This window comes from Halobacillus andaensis (assembly GCF_014636475.1).
Taxonomy (GTDB): domain Bacteria; phylum Bacillota; class Bacilli; order Bacillales; family Halobacillaceae; genus Halobacillus_A; species Halobacillus_A andaensis.
The window spans coordinates 105887-120764 of the sequence record NZ_BMEL01000005.1; the positions used below are offsets into that span (position 1 = coordinate 105887).

Genomic DNA, 14878 nt, shown 5'->3' on the forward strand with positions numbered 1-14878 from the left:
TGATAAAGATAACGTGAGATTGAGGTGAGCCTATGAATCACAGCAACACTCGTAAATTATTAGTGGGGTACTTTGCTTATGAATGTGGGAGGGCCATGTATTTTGTCCTCGTGACATGGTTTCTATTTCAATGGACAGAAAACGCCCTGTATACGGGGCTGTTTGTCAGCTTTGGTTTTATCCCCGGTTTATTTTCAAATGTCATTTTCGGTGTACTAGTTGATCGTTATAACCGTAAAACATTAGCTAGTCTCGCAGGGGTCCTCAGTATCATCGTTCTTATTATGTTGTGGGCAGCCTTTTTAATGGATTGGATAAACCCGTGGGGTGTAATCGTTACTCATATGGTCCTGCAGACTGCGGGTTCACTTTTCCGGCCATCATTACAAGCGTTCGTGGGGGAAGTATTCAAACCAGACGACCTTCCAAGAATCTTTTCACTTTCGGGATCAGCGACTATCTCTGGCAGTTTAGCAGGAGCGGGGCTGGGTGGGGTTTTTTCAAGCTTTCTCCCTATTTCTCTCGCCCTGTTCATCGTTATCATTTTCTATCAAGGAGCATCTCTAATGATTTATCTCCTAAATTATGAGCCTCTTTTTGAACGGAAGGATACGAAGCATTCGGACTTTTTCAAAGAAATTCAGTCAGGCTTTAAATATTTACATGCGCACCGCATGCTCTACGGTTTGTTCGTCATGATGATGCTCGGGCAGTTAACCTTTCATACTACTCTTGGATTTCTATCCGTTTATACGCGTGATTATTTACAGAAATCTGCTTTAGTCTATGGTTCATTAGACGTCACTTTTTCTATTGGAGGAATAGCAGCAGGCATTCTTGGCGCCTGGTGGTGGAGAAGAATGCAAAATCATATCGCTATTTATGCCTTGCTCACAATGGCAGTGGGGTTAGGGATGTTGGGTTTTTTTCAAAACATAGGAGTGGCGTTTACTGGCATTCTTTTAATCGGTGCCGGGACGTCCATTGTTCGAGCTCTATTACAATCGGTTCAGCAAATAGCTACGGACCGTGAGTTTCATGGAAGAATGGCAAGCTTTCGAATGTTATGTAATCAGACTTCCGTGGTTATTACTGGACCTCTATTTGGATGGATAGCCAATGAAAATGGTGCTAACTTCGTTTTTCTGCTCCTGCTGATTCCCGTAGCGTTCGGACTGATATGGTCCTGGTTTCAATCTAAACACCCGCGGTTCATTGAAATAACTTCAAAAACCGCATGACAACAAGGTATGTTTGTAACATACCTTGTTGTTTTCATGTATAAAGATACCGCTAAGCCTCGTTTTCCTATCTTATCTCGCTTCTTCCTTAGGTGTCTTATAAACCTTTTCAACCTCAACTCCCAGTGTCTTCAGATAATCGACGATCTGGTCTAGGCTTTTCATAATTTCACCTCAATGTAATGTTAGGATGACTTAAAAACTCGCTATGGCTTATCTACGAATGACTTACTTACTTTGTTTCATTTTCTCTAATCTAACCATACCCCAGATTTCATTTTTGTATTCAATTTCAAGCATATTTACACAGTTTTTTTACATTTTATCGTTAAAAGGGTATCGTTCCTTTACTAGCTCAATGAATACAGAAACATTTTTGGAGATTTCTTTCTCATCACTAGGAATGACATACGAAAAGAAGCGGGTTGCTGACTTAATAAATGGCAGAGGATAGATAAGCTCTTTAGCATCAGAATGCTCAGCGACTGTCTTTGAAATAATAGATAGCCCCAGTCCTTGCTTCACTCCTTGAATCACCCCGTGATTGCTTCCAATCGTAATTAATTTACCCGGGCGGATATTGTAGCTATCCCATAAAGACTCCATGACATCCCTCGTACCCGATCCATGCTCTCTACATATCCACGTTTGATCTTGAAGCTCCTTAAAGTTCCCATCTTTTCTATGACGTAACGGATGGTCTGCAGGTACAACAACCACCATCTCATCTTCCATAAAAGGATGGGAGGATAAATCATTTTGCTTCACTTGTCCCTCTACTAATCCAATATCTAATTCATGCAGCTGAACTTCCTGATTGATGTGTTCCGTGTTTTTAATCGCTACACGTAGTTCTACATCCGGGTATAAATCATCAAAGGTTTTCAGCAATGAAGGTAAAACATATTCTCCTACTGTATAGCTCGCCCCTATACGAATTTCCCCTCTCAGCTGATGGTGAAATTCATAAACTTCGGTGCGCGCTTTATCCAGCAGACCAAGGATTTGTTTGGCTCTCTGATAAACAATATCTCCTGTATACGTAATTTGAAATCGTTTCGGTGTGCGATCAATTAAGGTCGTTTGAAAGTGCTCTTCCAAACTTTTAATATGAAAGCTTACTGTAGGCTGAGACAGGTTCAGCTGTCGTGAAGCCTTAGTAAAACTCTCTAGTTCAATAACCTTTACGAAAGTTTGCAAAGACTCTATATCCATCGTTTCAGTCCATTCATTAAAATTATTAATGATTACCATTATAAAGTTTTATTTTACTAATCACCACACCGCTCGTATAGTGGTTTTTATACAAGAACGAAAAGGTAGGATGTTATGTCTTTTATAAATAAATCACACCAATCCTTATTATTTGGGATCGCCTTTACTTTCTCAATTGCAGGGATTGGTTTTTTACTGGCTTTTCTACCCGTATTCCGGCAAATCGGACCCTTATCCGTGGCCATTTTACTCGCAGTGATCTATCGTCACTTTTTCGGTTTTCCCCTTTCTTTAAAGAAAGGGATTCAATTTTCTGCAAAACAATTATTAAGGTTGGCGATCATACTATTTGGTTTAAAGTTAAATATACATGTCATTATCGAAGAAGGCATTCCTTTACTTCTTCGCGATTCGTTAGTGATCCTGTTTAGCATCGGATTTATGATGCTTCTCGCGAAAATGATAAAAGCAGATCATTCTCTCTCTTTGCTGCTCGGAATAGGAACTGGAGTTTGTGGAGCATCTGCCATCGCTGCTGTTTCTCCTATATTAAAAGCGAAGGAAGAAGATACGGCACTCAGTGCTGGCATTATTTCTTTAATCGGCACCGTGTTTGCTATTAGTTATGTCATTCTTCGTCCATTTCTACCTATAGATGCTGAAAGTTATGGGATGTGGGCTGGACTTAGTTTGCACGAAGTCGCTCACGTTGTCTTAGCAGGGGCACCGGCAGGAGAAGAAGGATTAGCGATGGCCCTTCTCGGTAAACTTGGACGTGTATTTCTACTTGTACCGCTCTGCCTTATATTAATGGCGGCTATGAAGCGAAAATATCAAACTAGCTCTAATCAATCCCTGCCATTCCCTTGGTTTTTAGTTGGCTTTCTAGTCACGAGTGTGATCGGAAGCTTCGTTTTAGGTTCTTATATCCAAGTATCCACACAATTCTTAGACGGCGTTTCTACTGCCACCTCATTCATCCTTACGATGGCTATGGTTGGTCTGGGCTTGAATGTAAGTCTGCGTGATGTAAGAGATCGTGCCTTAAAACCAATTGCAGCAGTGATCGTTACGTCGATCTTGTTAAGTATCGTAACATTTTTCATGATTTGAAAATGACATACTTCTAAAGAGGTGGTCCCTTGATTGTGATACTTAACCATCAAGACGCACGTAGAGCACAAGTTATTCTTTCTGTTCAGAGACCTGCTTATGAAATCGAAGCTGAAATCATTCATTCCAAAGAGATTCCAAGGCTTTACGATACGATTAAAGATATACAGCTGTCTGAGCTAGCTTTTTAGGCTTGGTCAGTTTTTTTAATAAACCCCGTCATTCAAAGTTACAATAATAAATGAGCTGATCTGTCCATTTTTCGTTTTCATAAATAAATTCTTTTCTTGTACACTCATACTTTAATCCAACCTTTTCCGCTAAACGAGTAGAAGAAATATTATCAACATTAATGTGCGCCTCAATTCGATGAAAATGTAGTTCGTTAAAAGCTATCGTTAATGAGGCTTGCACAGCTTCTTTCCCGTACCCTCTTTGCCAGTATTGATTATGTATCGTATAACCGACCCTTCCCCACTGGAAGGTGTTTCTTGCCAGCGTCGAAAAATCTACCATGCCTAAGTGTGTGCCGTCTATTTTTCTAAAGACACCGAACACATGAGCTTCATCGTTAAAAGCTAATTCTTGATGCTTGTCAACGAGTTGGCAGAACCATTCGTTCGTGCATTCACTCATATCTATTTTCCCTTTATCGTATTTGTGCCGGGAAGGATTGCGTCTATTAAATTCTTTTAACCAATTTGAGTAATCTGACTTTTGTAAAGGCCTTATGATTAACCTTTCTGTTTCTATATGACAATCAAAAGTTTCCAATCAGCCACCTCTATTCATGTAACCGTGCTTTTTGGGTTCCAATAATAAGCGAAACGAAAGCAAATCCTAGAAGAAAAAAAGCTAATAGCGCATATGCGCCTCCTTCAAAACCTCTTATTTGAACGAATCCTATGTAAAACAAAATCAAAGCTGCAACCGCAGTTAATAGACTAGGGATCAAACGTACGATAAAAGGAAATGCTGATTTTCTTAGCCACCACGTTAAAATTATTACAAGCACTCCAGGGACCATTGCCACAAGAAGCGGTCCTCCAACCATCATGTATTTACCTCCCTCCTTTAAGTAAAGTTATAAATTTTCAATCTATTCTCTTTATTTATTTTAACATAAATTTCCTTATACTCTCTTTTTGTCTTAAGTCATTTACCATGAAAAAAGAGTATGACTCTCCTCGATTCATACTCTTGATCTGTTGCTGTCTAAAGCTTCTATTTAGAAATTCCATATTGATTATCTGAATCTGCATATTTATTGAATCTGCGTTGGAACCAATAAAATAGATGCGTCACAATGACTTTAATGATCGCATAGCCTGGAATGGCGACAATAACACCGATAACCCCAAACAAATGCCCCGCTGTTAACAGGACGAAGATAATTGTCACTGGATGAACATGAAGTCTTTTCCCCATAATTTGCGGTGAAATAAACTTTCCTTCTAATAACTGAACCACTGTCCATACCAAAGCTAGTTTAAGCAGCATAAAGGGTGAAGTTACAATTGCAATGATAAGCGCTGGAATAATGGCAATCATAGGGCCAAGATAAGGAACGACACTTGTTACACTCGCAATGGCTGCAAGCAGCAGGGCATAATCTAATCCGATAATTAAAAAGCCAATGTACATCATGACCCCTATGCAGAAGCTGACTAGGAGCTGTCCCTGAATATAAGCACTCAGCTGGTGATCAATTCCTTTAAATACACTAGATAGCTCAGGTCTTACTTTAGGAGGAAATACCTTTAAAATCATATTCGGAAATTTCTCTCCATCCTTTAATAAATAGAAAAGAATAAAAGGCAAAGTAACAATGGCAATGATCACATTCGTTATTGTAGAAATAAAGCTGGTAATGCCTTCTACTGTATTTCCTGCATACGATGAAAAGTTATCTGACACTTGGCCAAGAGTTCCTTCTAAGTCTTCAAATAAGTTATTATAGTAATTGGCAAACATCGAGTTTCTTAACCAGTCATCGATCGCTCCCGCCATTTCCATTAAGTATTCAGGCAGTTCCTTGGCAAGACTCATAAACTGACGTTCTAAGAAAGGAATAATTAGAAATACAAGCAATGTAATTAAACCAGCTACAATAGCTATGGTGATTAATATGCCCCATACCCTTTTTATACCAATCCGTTCTAATAATCCAATAAATGGCCGTAATAAATAATAGACGACCACGGTGAACAGGACGGGCAAAGCAATCGTTTCAAGGAAAATAACAATGGGATGAAATATAAATGAAACTTGGGTATAAACAAGAAAATTCAATCCAATAAATAAAAGAATTGCTAATATGTAAAGTAAATTTCGTCCTCCAAAAAAACGAATCAAAGGTGAAGATTCCCATTTATCCATAGCTTTCCCTCCCTACTTATTTCTCCATTTTACCACAGCGTAAAAAAAACGTGCCCGATTTAAGGCACGTTTCGTTTAATATCTTTTAGACTTGCGACTTCTCATGAACTTCCTAATCACCGGATAGATCATAGGTCCATATTTAATCGCACGTTTGATTAATCTTCCCATTGTAGTTACCTCCTACCCGAAATGGTTTGTTAAAGGTAGGTTTCCCTTCTCCCCCATTTCTAAAACACTCCTGCCATTACCCGATAATTTTGTGGTACAAGTTCCTGGCTTCTGTTACATCTTTGGTGCCATGAATCAGCACTCGTCCGTCTTTAAAGAAAATCATTCGATGGTCTCCTTTTTTATAAGATAATAAAAACGGGTTTTGTTCGACCTCGCCGTCTACTAAAGACATCCTTACCTCATCTAAATCTCTCACCATTTTAGACGGCGGGCGAATCTGAACGGTGTCTCGTCCACATAATACTGCCGTTTTCGTTTGGTATTCCGGTGATAAATAAGGATAGGTAGCATGTACTCCACATGAAGGGCAGGTCTCACGTTTAGCACGATCCACCTTCATCGTAGTATAGTGGTGGTTCCATAAATCAAACATGACGAACTTGCCGATTAAAGCTTCTTTGTCATCGACAAGGATTTTTAGAGCTTCTGCTACTTGGTGAGCGGTTACCATTTGTACAGCCGGGCTGATGACGCCTACTGTATCGCAGGTGGCTCCACCCATTGGAACGGATTCAAGCAAGCATTGAAGACAAGGGGTTTCTCCAGGTAGAATTGTAAAGCTCATGCCGTGACTCCCCACGCATCCTCCATAAATCCATGGGATGCGATGCTTCTGACACACATCGTTGACCAACATACGTGTATCAAAGTTGTCCGTTGCATCAAGGACGACATCTACCCCATCAATTAACCTTTCTAACTCTTCGCGCTGGACATCCATAATGTGTCCTTTTATTTGTACTTCAGAATTAATTTCCTTCAGCTTACTTTCAGCTGCTTTTGCTTTTGGAATTCTTTGTTTGGCATCTTTTTCAGTGAAAAGCTGCTGACGCTGCAGGTTGCTCCACTCCACGTAATCACGGTCGACAATGGTTAATTTTCCGACCCCTCCCCGCACAAGCTGTTCGGCACTGCTCGTCCCTAGCGCACCTGCACCAATTACAAGCACATGTTTACTGATTAATTTTTCTTGACCTTGAACTCCAATTGGCTTAAAGCGTTCTTGACGAGAATAACGATCGAAAGACATGCTGTACCCCCATTTTGACTGACTCCTCTTTTTTTAGTTTATCATGAAGCTACCTCATTACGCTTCCTCCGGAAATCTTAAGGGATTCACCGATAATGTTAGAGGAGGCATCTGATAGTAAAAAGATAATTGTACGCGCTACTTCTTCAGGGGTGCTCAATTGACCAGAAGGAATCCCAGCCTTTGCTCGTTCTACCTGTTCTTCATAGCTGCGGCCTTCTCGCTCTCCTTTATTCTTAATCGCCTGCTGCCCCATTTGCGTATCGACATAACCCGGACAGACAGCATTCACACGTATATTGTGCTCTACAGCCTCTACCGCAAAGGATTGAGTAAATCCTGTAATGGCAAATTTAGATCCGCTATAAGCGGTGTTACTGTGTGTCCCTCGTAATCCAGAAAGGGAGGACAGGTTGACGACTGACCCACGTTTCAATTCTTTCATATGTTCATAAACCTCTTGAGTAAGGAGTACCGTAGAGAAGTAATTTAACTCCATCACGGAACGCAGATCATCTTCAGTGAGTTGGTCTAATGCGTTTCCTCCAATAACCCCAGCCGAATTTACTAAACCTGAAATGGTTCCAAACGTATATTGAGCTTCTTGCACAAGACGACTTCGTGCCTCTGCTTTGTTTAAATCAGTTGGACAAACAAATACTTTAGCTGAAGGTGTTTCTTGTTCACATGCTTGCTTCAATTCGCTCAGCTTCTCTTCATTTCGTCCTGTAATGGTAACACTCGCTCCTGCTTTTACTGCTTCTTTTGCTGTTTCGTAGCCTATGCCCCCGGTCGCCCCGGTAATTAAAATATGTTGCTCTGTTAATGCTTCGTTTGAAAAGATGTTCATTATGAAGCCTCCTTTTACGAGTAAAATAGCACTGTTTGGCGAGCTTCAAACTTTTTTCCATTAAAAAATCAACGTCTTTAGACTTCCTTAGTCTTCAGACGTTGATCCACGGAACGGCCATCGGCACGTTCATCGTTATTTGTTTGTCGTATATTCTCATAGCTACCGTCACCACTTCTTAAAGTCTTTATTTCCGCTTGTTTTTACGGAAAGGCATTAGAAGTTTACCGCTTCTTGTACGCTTCACTTTAGTGGAAGCCGCCTGTTGAGATTCCTTAGCTTCCTCACTATTCTTGTAATCTTGATCGAATAGCTCGCGAGCCTTGGAATAAAGCATAGTCATTTTTAGTCCCTCCTTTTTAAATAGTATATTAAAATAATTCCCAAATTTATTAGCATTAAAACTAAGGAATTTAAGAAAATTTTACTCTCTATAAAGGGGGTAACGCAATAGTTTTTTTTACAATTTTTTTGACAAAATTCGGTGATTTTCTTACTATGATCGCGGATCTAATAAGCAGAAGAGTAGAATCTTGATTTGGCGGTCTTTATAATGAATACAATCAAATATTTTAGAGGAGGATTTGTATGATAAAAGTTGCGGCTCTTGTGGGAAGTATTCGCAAGAACTCTTTTAATAGGAAATTAACACATTTTATGAAGGATCGATATAGTGATCGTTTAGATATTCAAATTGTACCCATTAACGATTTAGCTTTTTACGATCAGGATATTGAAGATGAGGCACCTGCTTCTGTCCAGCGTTTTAAAGCTGAGTTAGCTGATGTCGATGCTTTTCTAATTGTCACACCTGAATTCAATCATTCCATTCCAGGTGTACTAAAAAATGCATTGGACTGGCTTTCTCGAGGTGATCGTGAAATGGCAAATAAAGCGACCTTTATTGCAGGGGCCACAATGGGCGCTCTTGGCACGGTGCGCGCCCAGATGCAGCTTCGCCAGATTTTAAACTCACCAGGTATGGGAGCGAATGTATTACCTGGAAATGAAATTTTAGTGGGGGCTGTGCAACATAAGATGGATGAGAATGGCCGACTCACTGATCAACAAACGATTGATTTTATCGATAGTGTTGTTGATCAATTCATTCCTTTTGTAGAAGACCAAAAAGAAAAAGTGCGTTCGTAAAGTAAAGAACTGCTGACTTGAGTCGGCAGTTCTTTGTTTATATTGTCGAAAACATGGGAATTGTAGAGCAATTAAGTTGTGTTGCGTTAGCAGCCTAAAGAATCAAGTTTAAAGGATGGTTTGATGAAAAAAAATGACTTAAACTTATTGCTCGGCTCAGAAGTGATTGGTCCTTCTCCTCCACCAATTTCTTCTGTCGTTTACGACTCTCGTGAAGCTGAATCAGGCAGTGCTTTTGTTTGTCTTACTGGGGAAAATCAAGATGGCCATGCATTTATAGAACAAGCCATTCACAAGGGGGCTGTTTTCATAGCTGGTACCAACAAAGAAATCATACATACATATTCCAGCCGTTATCCATCTACAAGTTTTATGATCGTTCAGGATAGTCGGTTAGCTTTAGCTAAGCTTTCCTCTCATGTATACAGCATGTATGATCACCCCCTCTATAAAGTTGGAGTAACCGGAACAAACGGGAAGACCACCGTCACCTCATTTATTTACTCTCTATTAAACGCTCTTCAATTTCAAACAGGGTCGATCGGGACAGCAGGCATTTGGGATGACCAAGAGAAGACCGATTTTAAACAAACGGTACCTACTACACCTGAAGCTCCCGAGCTCCATAAAGTCATGCAGCATTTCCGCAAGAAAGAAATGAAGGCGGTTGTCATTGAATCTACTTCCATTGCCATTGAACAAAAACGTTTAGCATCGATCAACTTCGATGTAGCAGTTCACACCAACTTAACGCCTGAACATTTAGAATTTCATGGGAGCATGGAGGCTTATAAGCAAGCGAAGCTAAAACTGTTTGACCAATCCGATCGTGCTGTTGTCAATATTGACGATCCTTTAATGGCTTGTGATATTATTAAGAATTTTAAGGGGCATTTGGTAACGTACGGTTCCCATGAGATGGCTGATTTTCAAGTGACAGATGTTCAATCCTCCATTGATGGGACTTCATTTGTTTTACACACTTCAAGAGGCACATTTTCTATAAAAGCCCCCGTGTATGGAGAATATAACGTTCATAATTTACTTGCTGCTATTGCTGCTTGCCACCAATTAGGCTTTTCCATTCAAACGATTTTATCAGTTCTATCGGCCATTAAGAGCCCTGAAGGCCGATTTCAAAGAATCGAAAATTTAGCTCCGTATCAAATTGTATTAGACTATGCGCATACTCCAGATGCTTTAGGAAACGTGTTGCAGGCCGTGAAAAAAATACCCCATCAACGTCTAATTGTGATGATTACTGGGATTGGTCTTAGAGATCCTAACAAACGTCCTCTCATGGCTGAGGTCGTTGAAGGAGAAGCTGATGAAGTCGTCGTGAGTGTTGATCAGCCAGGGTTTGCTAATCGGCAAGAAGTGATCGATGATGTACTCCAAGGGTTTGAAGATCCCCTCGCCCCTTGTATTCACTCCAAGCTGCATCGTGAAGAAGCGATCCATCACGCGCTCAGTTTAGCTCAACCCGATGACATTGTACTTTTAACGGGAATTGGATTCGGGGGTTATCAAATTATTGAAGATCAAAAGGTGCCTTATTCTGAGTTAAATGTTATTGACCATTACTTTGAAACGAAAAAGACGTACAAACAAACTGTCTAACAAAAACGATCACCCTTTAACGTGGTCGTTTTTATTATGTGCTATTTCGCTGCTGGTTCTGCTTCCATCAATAGATCGACTAAATGCATCGCTTCCATTTCTCCTTCTAGCCCGTGTCGTTCGACTCCGAGTTTCATTTGTAGTAAGCAACCTGGATTTGTCGTGATAATGGCATTTGGTTTCCTTTCTATAACATCTATCATTTTCAAATCTAATATTTCCATGGATTCATCGTAATTTACAAGGTTGTAAATCCCAGCTGATCCACAGCAAAAGTCAGGACGATTTAATTCTTTTACCTTTAAGCCAGGGATATTATTTAACAGCATTCTTGGCGGTTCACTTACTCGCTGCACATTCGTCATATGACAAGAAGGCTGATACGTTACTGTACGAGGAACCGGCGTTGTAAAAGTAAGACCGTCTAATTCTACAAGAACTTCAGAAATGTCCCTTACTTTAGCTGCAAACTCTTTAGCGCGTTCGTGCCATTCAGTCCCTTGCTCGAATAAGTGAGGATACTCCGTCATTTTAGCCCCGCAGCCCCCTGCATTATTTACGATATAATCAACATCTTCTAAATCAAAAGCTTCTATATTTGTCATCGCCAGCTCTTTTGCTGACAGACCTTTGCCCGAATGGGAATGAAGGGCTCCGCAGCACGTTTGTTCCTTAGGCAAAAGTACTTCAGCTCCAGCTAAACGCAATAGCTCGACCGTATGTTGATTCGTTTTAAAAAATATTCCATCCATTACGCATCCTGTGAAAAAAGCTACTGTTGTTCGTAATTTATAATCTGGAAGTACGCGTCGTTTCCTAAAAGCTCGTTCAAAAGGGCTTGGCAAATCAGGAAGAACACGTTCAAAGCGTCCCAGCCTCATTGGCGCCAGGGCTGTAAGATACGTCGTTTGCACAAACTTTTGGATCCCGGACTTTTGATACAACCAAGTGGCGTTCCCCAGCGTGCCCATCCAGTTCGAAGAAGGAAAGAAAGATTCAAATAAAAAGGCTTCGACTTTTTTCTGAGCCATGGATTTTACATCATGCTCTTCAATCACTTCTTTTGCCCCTTCTAGAATTTGACCATACTGGACATTGGTAGGACAGACGGTGGTACAGGCCATACATCCTAAGCACTTCTCAATCGGATCACGCAAATCCTCAACCGAAGCTTTTCCTTCAGCTACCATTTTAACAAGGTTGATTCTCCCCCTAGGAGAATGGGTTTCTCGTTCCATTGTTTCATAGGTTGGACAAGCTGGTAAGCAGTACCCGCACTGAACACAATCAAAGATCTTATCGTAATTCACTTTCTCTTGAAGGTGCTCCAGGCTATTCATTACGTAACACCAACTTTTGGCCTTTTTCTGGGAAGATCTTTCCCGGATTAAGGATGTTATTAGGATCCCAGCTATCTTTAATCCTTTTCATCATATCAAGCCCTGCTTCCCCCAGTTCACTTTCCATGAAAGGGGCCTTCATAGTTCCAATTCCATGCTCTCCGGAAAGCGTGCCGCCAAGATCAATCGCTGCTTGAAATAACTCTTCTACAGCTAATTCTACTCGTTCCATTTCTTCTTGGTCTCTCTTATCACACAAAACGTTTGGATGTAAGTTCCCGTCGCCGGCATGTCCAAACACGACCACTTCCACATCATACTTTTCTTTAATTTCATTTAAGCGATCCAGCATATCTGGAATTTTGCTTCGCGGCACGGTGGCATCTTCAGACACTTTTGTTGGTTTAATTTTTGCGATGGCGGGTGAAACTTGTTTTCTCGCATGCCAGATCCGCTCAGCTTCTTCTCCCGTTTCAGGCACAGTGGTCCGGGTTGCACCTATCTCTTTCATGATGTTTTCCACGAGCTCTTTTTCCACATTAATCGCTTCAGGCCGGCCATCGAGTTCGATGATAACCACTGCTGCGGCTTCAACAGGAAGCCCTGCCGGCCGAAAATTTTCGACGGCTTGTATGCAAGGTTGATCCATAAATTCCATCTTTGATGGTAAAATTCCTGAAGTTAATGTTTTAGAAATGGCCTGGCCAGCAACCCTTACATCATCAAAAGAAACCATTAACGTTTGTACTGCTGGAGGCTTTGGCATTAGTTTAAGGGTCGCCTCTGTAATGACTCCAAGGGTCCCTTCACATCCGACGATTAATTTAGTTAAATCAAATCCCGTTACATTCTTAATTGTCTGGCCGCCCGTTTTTATTATTTCGCCTTCTGGCGTAACAACTTCTAATCCAATCACAAAATCTTTTGTGACTCCATATTTCAATCCTCGCGGTCCTCCAGAGTTCTCCGCTAAGTTGCCTCCTATCGTCGCGACATGGGCGCTGCTTGGATCAGGGGCATACATAAGTCCGTATGCTTCAGCCGCTTGATTAATATCTCCTGTTCGAACGCTCGGAGAGACATAAACAATAAGATCATCCGCATGAACATCTATTTCCTCCGGCCACTGAGACATATCTAACACAATTCCTCCATGTACCGGGAGCGGTCCCCCACTCAGACAAGTGCCAGACCCTCTCGGATAAACAGGTACTTTATATTCATTTGCTAGTTTTAATACAGATGCGACTTCGTGTTTATTCTTCACTTGTACGACGGCTTCTGGCATATACTCCCCAAATGAAGCGTCGAAACTATAACTGTGCCTGTCCGCTAATTCTGTCATCACTTGTTTCTCCGGCAATACCTCTGTAAGGTGGTCCATCCACTTCCCCATAACCATCCCTTCTTTCCCACAAGTTATATGTTGTACTTCTGTATACTAAAAAAATTCTCCTGCGTTAAAAGTAAAAGTCTTACACATTCCAATTGTTGTAAGCGTCATCATGTAAATATATACTAAAATAAACTGACAGGTGGTGATGATTTTGTTAACCCAAGAAAGAGTAAAAGATGTAAAAAATCACCCTTATTCCAATCAGCATATCGGAGAAACAGCTAAATTGCCATCCTTCCGCATGGATTTAAGGAAATATTCAGAAAAAGAATACAATAAGTTTGTTACCTTAAATACTGTAAGAGATTGGTCTCAATTAAACTGGAAAGATGTTGGCCGTCCATATGAAGTAAAGTCTAAATCAAAAGAGAAGAAAAACTGGGAGCACGTTCATAATCAGCCAATGGATCCTCATACTTCGTGGACTTTCTTCAATAAAGCTTTTCACGAATGGTTTGTAAAAGATGTTCCTGAAGAAACCCAGGAAACTAAGCAACAGTTCTTTCGAAGTCTGCGCTCCTTTAAAATAGGAGAGGTCAAACAAGCTCTAGGGAGCGTGGTACAACTGCAGCTATGGAATTATGTTCATCGAATTCAAGATGGGATTTGGGACCCTCGCGGAAAGAGAGCACTTTTTGAGGGACTTGATGTAAACAAGCCAAAGGTTCTTTTTCTAGGTGCTGCTGAAGGCTATGAAGCGATGCAGCTTGGAGCCATGTACCCTGGTGCTGAAATTGTCATGGTAGACTACGGTGAATATTGCAAGACGACACGATTTGCTGAGTTCCCTGAAAGTTATCCGTTTTTAGGATCCAATCCCAGCACAGGTCAATCTAAAGTTCACTATAAAGATGATTTTTCAATCGAGTATGTCGTTGATGATATCCGGAACCTTAAATATGGACGAGAGTTTGACATCGTATTATCAGTTGGTTTGTTAGAGCACTTCCCCGATGAATACAAGCATGAAGTTGCTGACTGGCACCGGCGTTTTTTAAAGCCTGGAGGTTATGCTCTTTTAACCACACCCCGAAATCAGATTCGTTCGAGAGTGTATTATCGGATCATGGCGGATGTGATGAACCATACGTACCGTGAACTTATGACAGTCGAACAGATGGGGCTTTATATGTATGAAAGCGGCTTTGATATTTCCCGTCACGGTTATATAAAGGTGCATAACGGATTAGTGTGTCAGCCAAGGTAATAGAAACATATTTCACCCCCATCCGGCGTCACTCCATATTCGTGTCTCCCATAGGAGTCGCGCACAGCCTGAAAAACAGCCCTCCCCCAGGGAGTGGCTGTTTC

16 protein-coding genes are annotated in these 14878 nt (G+C 40.9%); 6 read left to right on the forward strand and 10 right to left on the reverse strand.

Annotated elements, in window-relative coordinates; translation table 11 throughout:
• The first annotated feature begins 32 nt into the window (after positions 1 to 32).
• Positions 33 to 1241 carry an MFS transporter gene (locus IEV27_RS18300; protein ID WP_188378966.1) on the forward strand — a complete coding sequence of 403 codons (1209 nt, stop codon included), beginning with the start codon at positions 33 to 35 and terminating at the stop codon, positions 1239 to 1241.
• Positions 1242 to 1556: 315 nt separating this feature from the next.
• Here the strand turns inward: IEV27_RS18300 and IEV27_RS18305 are convergent, their stop codons facing one another.
• Entirely contained in the window at positions 1557 to 2441 is an 885-nt protein-coding gene (locus IEV27_RS18305) for a LysR substrate-binding domain-containing protein (RefSeq protein WP_229735419.1), read from the reverse strand.
• A gap of 129 nt (positions 2442 to 2570) precedes the next feature.
• On the opposite strand from IEV27_RS18305, the gene IEV27_RS18310 reads away from it, so the two are divergent.
• Both IEV27_RS18310 and IEV27_RS18315 read left to right on the forward strand, forming a co-directional pair.
• Entirely contained in the window at positions 2571 to 3569 is a 999-nt protein-coding gene (locus IEV27_RS18310; RefSeq protein WP_188378968.1) for a YeiH family protein, read from the forward strand.
• Between the two features lie 29 nt (positions 3570 to 3598).
• A complete protein-coding gene (locus IEV27_RS18315; protein WP_188378969.1) occupies positions 3599 to 3760 on the forward strand; it encodes a hypothetical protein in 162 nt (53 codons plus the stop codon).
• 28 nt (positions 3761 to 3788) lie between these two features.
• Here the strand turns inward: IEV27_RS18315 and IEV27_RS18320 are convergent, their stop codons facing one another.
• The 7 genes from IEV27_RS18320 to IEV27_RS18345 form a co-directional block, all read right to left on the reverse strand.
• Positions 3789 to 4343 carry a GNAT family N-acetyltransferase gene (locus IEV27_RS18320; protein WP_188378970.1) on the reverse strand — a complete coding sequence of 185 codons (555 nt, stop codon included), beginning with the start codon at positions 4341 to 4343 and terminating at the stop codon, positions 3789 to 3791.
• Between the two features lie 10 nt (positions 4344 to 4353).
• The gene (locus IEV27_RS18325; protein WP_188378971.1) at positions 4354 to 4626 is read right to left on the reverse strand and encodes a YesK family protein; all 273 of its coding nucleotides are present in this window, start codon (positions 4624 to 4626) and stop codon (positions 4354 to 4356) included.
• A gap of 167 nt (positions 4627 to 4793) precedes the next feature.
• Positions 4794 to 5948: an AI-2E family transporter gene (locus tag IEV27_RS18330; protein WP_188378972.1), complete on the reverse strand. Its 1155-nt coding sequence runs from the start codon at positions 5946 to 5948 to the stop codon at positions 4794 to 4796.
• A 75-nt stretch (positions 5949 to 6023) separates the two neighbouring features.
• Positions 6024 to 6119, reverse strand: a complete 96-nt coding sequence (gene yxzF / locus IEV27_RS20195; protein ID WP_507762591.1) for a small protein YxzF — start codon at positions 6117 to 6119, stop codon at positions 6024 to 6026.
• A 76-nt stretch (positions 6120 to 6195) separates the two neighbouring features.
• Positions 6196 to 7212, reverse strand: a complete 1017-nt coding sequence (locus IEV27_RS18335) for a thiazole biosynthesis adenylyltransferase ThiF (RefSeq protein WP_188378973.1) — start codon at positions 7210 to 7212, stop codon at positions 6196 to 6198.
• Between the two features lie 49 nt (positions 7213 to 7261).
• Entirely contained in the window at positions 7262 to 8062 is an 801-nt protein-coding gene (locus tag IEV27_RS18340; protein WP_188378974.1) for an SDR family NAD(P)-dependent oxidoreductase, read from the reverse strand.
• A gap of 187 nt (positions 8063 to 8249) precedes the next feature.
• Positions 8250 to 8405, reverse strand: a complete 156-nt coding sequence (locus IEV27_RS18345; RefSeq protein WP_188378975.1) for a hypothetical protein — start codon at positions 8403 to 8405, stop codon at positions 8250 to 8252.
• 248 nt (positions 8406 to 8653) lie between these two features.
• Between IEV27_RS18345 and IEV27_RS18350 the strand changes: the two genes are divergently transcribed.
• Both IEV27_RS18350 and IEV27_RS18355 read left to right on the forward strand, forming a co-directional pair.
• On the forward strand, positions 8654 to 9211 hold the full coding sequence (locus tag IEV27_RS18350; RefSeq protein WP_188379069.1) for an NADPH-dependent FMN reductase: 558 nt from the start codon (positions 8654 to 8656) through the stop codon (positions 9209 to 9211).
• Between the two features lie 123 nt (positions 9212 to 9334).
• On the forward strand, positions 9335 to 10831 hold the full coding sequence (locus tag IEV27_RS18355) for a UDP-N-acetylmuramoyl-L-alanyl-D-glutamate--2,6-diaminopimelate ligase (RefSeq protein ID WP_188378976.1): 1497 nt from the start codon (positions 9335 to 9337) through the stop codon (positions 10829 to 10831).
• Between the two features lie 41 nt (positions 10832 to 10872).
• Here the strand turns inward: IEV27_RS18355 and IEV27_RS18360 are convergent, their stop codons facing one another.
• Complete coding sequence (locus IEV27_RS18360; RefSeq protein ID WP_188378977.1) at positions 10873 to 12171, reverse strand: (Fe-S)-binding protein; 1299 nt, start codon at positions 12169 to 12171, stop codon at positions 10873 to 10875.
• Positions 12164 to 13573 carry an FAD-binding oxidoreductase gene (locus tag IEV27_RS18365; RefSeq protein WP_188378978.1) on the reverse strand — a complete coding sequence of 470 codons (1410 nt, stop codon included), beginning with the start codon at positions 13571 to 13573 and terminating at the stop codon, positions 12164 to 12166. The genes IEV27_RS18360 and IEV27_RS18365 overlap by 8 nt, the downstream gene beginning before the upstream one ends.
• A 145-nt stretch (positions 13574 to 13718) precedes the next feature.
• Between IEV27_RS18365 and IEV27_RS18370 the strand changes: the two genes are divergently transcribed.
• The gene (locus IEV27_RS18370; RefSeq protein WP_229735420.1) at positions 13719 to 14774 is read left to right on the forward strand and encodes a class I SAM-dependent methyltransferase; all 1056 of its coding nucleotides are present in this window, start codon (positions 13719 to 13721) and stop codon (positions 14772 to 14774) included.
• Positions 14775 to 14878 lie beyond the last annotated feature (104 nt).

Excerpts from the sequence above, each read along its gene's own strand:
- IEV27_RS18300 (WP_188378966.1), top strand. The coding sequence starts at position 33 with ATGAATCACAGCAACACTCGTAAATTATTAGTGGGGTACTTTGCTTAT.
- IEV27_RS18345 (WP_188378975.1), bottom strand. The coding sequence starts at position 8,405 with ATGACTATGCTTTATTCCAAGGCTCGCGAGCTATTCGATCAAGATTAC.
- IEV27_RS18310 (WP_188378968.1), top strand. The coding sequence starts at position 2,571 with ATGTCTTTTATAAATAAATCACACCAATCCTTATTATTTGGGATCGCC.
- IEV27_RS18340 (WP_188378974.1), bottom strand. The coding sequence starts at position 8,062 with ATGAACATCTTTTCAAACGAAGCATTAACAGAGCAACATATTTTAATT.
- IEV27_RS18365 (WP_188378978.1), bottom strand. The coding sequence starts at position 13,573 with ATGGTTATGGGGAAGTGGATGGACCACCTTACAGAGGTATTGCCGGAG.
- IEV27_RS18330 (WP_188378972.1), bottom strand. The coding sequence starts at position 5,948 with ATGGATAAATGGGAATCTTCACCTTTGATTCGTTTTTTTGGAGGACGA.
- IEV27_RS18355 (WP_188378976.1), top strand. The coding sequence starts at position 9,335 with ATGAAAAAAAATGACTTAAACTTATTGCTCGGCTCAGAAGTGATTGGT.
- IEV27_RS18325 (WP_188378971.1), bottom strand. The coding sequence starts at position 4,626 with ATGATGGTTGGAGGACCGCTTCTTGTGGCAATGGTCCCTGGAGTGCTT.
- yxzF (WP_507762591.1), bottom strand. The coding sequence starts at position 6,119 with ATGGGAAGATTAATCAAACGTGCGATTAAATATGGACCTATGATCTAT.
- IEV27_RS18360 (WP_188378977.1), bottom strand. The coding sequence starts at position 12,171 with ATGAATAGCCTGGAGCACCTTCAAGAGAAAGTGAATTACGATAAGATC.
- IEV27_RS18335 (WP_188378973.1), bottom strand. The coding sequence starts at position 7,212 with ATGTCTTTCGATCGTTATTCTCGTCAAGAACGCTTTAAGCCAATTGGA.